The organism is Companilactobacillus furfuricola, from assembly GCF_003946325.1.
In the GTDB taxonomy this organism is placed as follows: domain Bacteria; phylum Bacillota; class Bacilli; order Lactobacillales; family Lactobacillaceae; genus Companilactobacillus; species Companilactobacillus furfuricola.
Genome location: NZ_RHNT01000084.1, coordinates 1 through 3,247, shown reverse-complemented (window position 1 = coordinate 3,247; position 3,247 = coordinate 1). Strand labels below are relative to the sequence as shown.

2 rRNA genes are annotated in these 3,247 nt (G+C 48.4%); both read right to left on the bottom strand.

The features are described from left to right. Positions 1–117 (bottom strand): 5S ribosomal RNA (rrf, locus tag EKM78_RS12210). A gap of 71 nt (positions 118–188) precedes the next feature. Then, positions 189–3,106: ribosomal RNA gene (locus EKM78_RS12205) — 23S ribosomal RNA — on the bottom strand. Positions 3,107–3,247: the final 141 nt, after the last annotated feature.

Sequence of the window (3,247 nt, the reverse complement as noted above, 5' to 3'; positions counted from 1 at the left end):
GCGTGGCAACTACCTATCCTCGCGGGTAGTTTCCCACCAACTACTTTCGGCGTTAAGAAGCTTAACTTCTGTGTTCGGCATGGGAACAGGTGTATCCTTCTTGCTATCGCCACCACACTTTGGTGCTCGTACCTTCAAAACTAGATATTAAGTTCAATGAATTATTTCTTCACCTCAAACCACTTACTGCGGTTAAGTCCTCGATCTATTAGTACTGCTCAGCTCCAAGTATCGCTACTCTTCCACCCGCAGCCTATCTACGTCATATTCTTTAACGGATCTTACTTCCTTAACGGAATGGGAAATCTCATCTTGAGGGGGGCTTCACACTTAGATGCTTTCAGCGTTTATCCCGTCCATACGTAGCTACCCAGCAATGCCCTTGGCAGAACAACTGGTACACCAGAGGTATGTCCATCCCGGTCCTCTCGTACTAAGGACAGCTCCTCTCAAATTTCCTACGCCCGCGACGGATAGGGACCGAACTGTCTCACGACGTTCTGAACCCAGCTCGCGTACCGCTTTAATGGGCGAACAGCCCAACCCTTGGGACCGACTACAGCCCCAGGATGCGATGAGCCGACATCGAGGTGCCAAACCTCCCCGTCGATGTGAACTCTTGGGGGAGATAAGCCTGTTATCCCCAGGGTAGCTTTTATCCGTTGAGCGATGGCCCTTCCATTCGGTACCACCGGATCACTAACTCCGACTTTCGTCCCTGCTCGACTTGTCAGTCTCGCAGTCAAGCTCGCTTCTACGTTTACACTCTACGAATGATTTCCAACCATTCTGAGCGAACCTTTGAGCGCCTCCGTTACTTTTTAGGAGGCGACCGCCCCAGTCAAACTGCCCACCAGACACTGTCCCTCACCACGTTTATTGGTGCAGGTTAGAACCTTCATATAACAAGGGTAGTATCCCACCAACGCCTCCATCGAAACTAGCGTTCCGATATCTACGGCTCCTACCTATCCTGTACATGTTACACAAAAATTCAATATCAAGCTACAGTAAAGCTCCATGGGGTCTTTCCGTCCTGTCGCGGGTAACCCGCATCTTCACGGGTATTATAATTTCACCGAGTCTCTCGTTGAGACAGTGCCCAAATCATTACGCCTTTCGTGCGGGTCGGAACTTACCCGACAAGGAATTTCGCTACCTTAGGACCGTTATAGTTACGGCCGCCGTTTACTGGGGCTTCAATTCTCAGCTTCGCTAATGCTAACTGATCCTCTTAACCTTCCAGCACCGGGCAGGCGTCAGCCCATATACGTCATCTTACGATTTAGCATAGACCTGTGTTTTTGATAAACAGTTGTTTGGGCCTATTCACTGCGGCTGGCTGTTACACCAGCACCCCTTCTCCCGAAGTTACGGGGTCATTTTGCCGAGTTCCTTAACGAGAGTTCACTCGCTGACCTTAGGATTCTCTCCTCGACTACCTGTGTCGGTTTGCGGTACGGGTAGTTTATATCTAACTAGAAACTTTTCTCGGCAGTGTGAGTTACTGTGCTTCGCTACTTTAATTTCGCTCCTCATCACAGATTGTCCTTATAGGTAAAAGCATTTGACTCTTTCCAAGACTTTCTGCTTGAACATACTTTTCCAGCCGTATGCACACATCATCCTCCTGCGTCCTTCCATCGCTCAAACAATATAAACTAGTACAGGAATCTCAACCTGTTTTCCATCGATTACACCTCTCGGTCTCATCTTAGGTCCCGACTAACCCTGGGAGGACGAGCCTTCCCCAGGAAACCTTAGTCTTTCGGCCGATCAGATTCTCACTGATCTTTCGCTACTCATACCGGCATTCTCACTTCTAAAAACTCCACTGCTCCTCACGGTACAGCTTCAATGCTTTTACAACGCTCTCCTACCACGTGTCTTACGACACATCCACAGTTTCGGTATCATGCTTAGCCCCGGTACATTTTCGGCGCAGAATCACTCGACTAGTGAGCTATTACGCACTCTTTGAATGAATGGCTGCTTCTAAGCCAACATCCTAGTTGTCTGTGCATTTCCACATCCTTTTCCACTTAGCATGAATTTTGGGACCTTAACTGGTGATCTGGGCTGTTTCCCTTTCGACGATGGATCTTATCACTCACCGTCTGACTCCCGGGTATAGATCTATGGCATTCGGAGTTTATCTGAATTCAGTAACCCAAGACGGGCCCCTAGTCCAAACAGTGCTCTACCTCCACGATCCTTTTCCCCGAGGCTAACCCTAAAGCTATTTCGGAGAGAACCAGCTATCTCCAAGTTCGTTTGGAATTTCACCGCTACCCACACCTCATCCCAGCATTTTTCAACATACATGGGTTCGGTCCTCCAATGCGTTTTACCGCATCTTCAACCTGGACATGGGTAGGTCACTTGGTTTCGGGTCTACATCTACATACTTATTCGCCCTATTCAGACTCGCTTTCGCTCCGGCTCCGACTCTTCATCTTAACCTTGCATGCAAACGTAACTCGCCGGTTCATTCTACAAAAGGCACGCCATTACCCATTAACGGGCTCTGACTACTTGTAGGCACACGGTTTCAGGATCTATTTCACTCCCCTTCCGGGGTTCTTTTCACCTTTCCCTCACGGTACTGGTTCACTGTCGGTCACTAGGGAGTATTTAGCCTTGGGAGATGGTCCTCCCAGATTCCGACGGGGTTTCTCGTGTCCCGCCGTACTCAGGATACTGATTGGAGTGGTTCGGATTTCGTTTACGAGGCTTTCACTCTCTTTGGCCAAGCTTTCCAACTTGTTCTACTATCCTTGCCTTTTGTTCTCACTACATCAGTCCTACAACCCCAAAGAGCAAGCTCTCTGGTTTGGGCTCTTCCCGTTTCGCTCGCCGCTACTCAGGGAATCGATTTTTCTTTCTCTTCCTGCAACTACTTAGATGTTTCAGTTCATTGCGTCTTCCTCTTGCATGCTATGTATTCACATACAAGTAATCATCCATTACGATGATTGGGTTCCCCCATTCGGAGATCCCCGGTTCATAGCTTACTTACAGCTCCCCGAGGCGTATCGTCGTTAGTTACGTCCTTCTTCGGCTCCTAGTGCCTAGGCATCCACCGTGCGCCCTTTATAACTTAACCTATTAGTTAAATCACAAAAGTTCTTAAAACTTTCTTTGCCATACTATCGCTAGTACAGCTGGCAGGTCTCCCTGCCGCGCAGTTTTCGGTGTTTCTTTAATTCATTTACTTCTTAATATCCAGTTTTCAAGGTACGAGTTG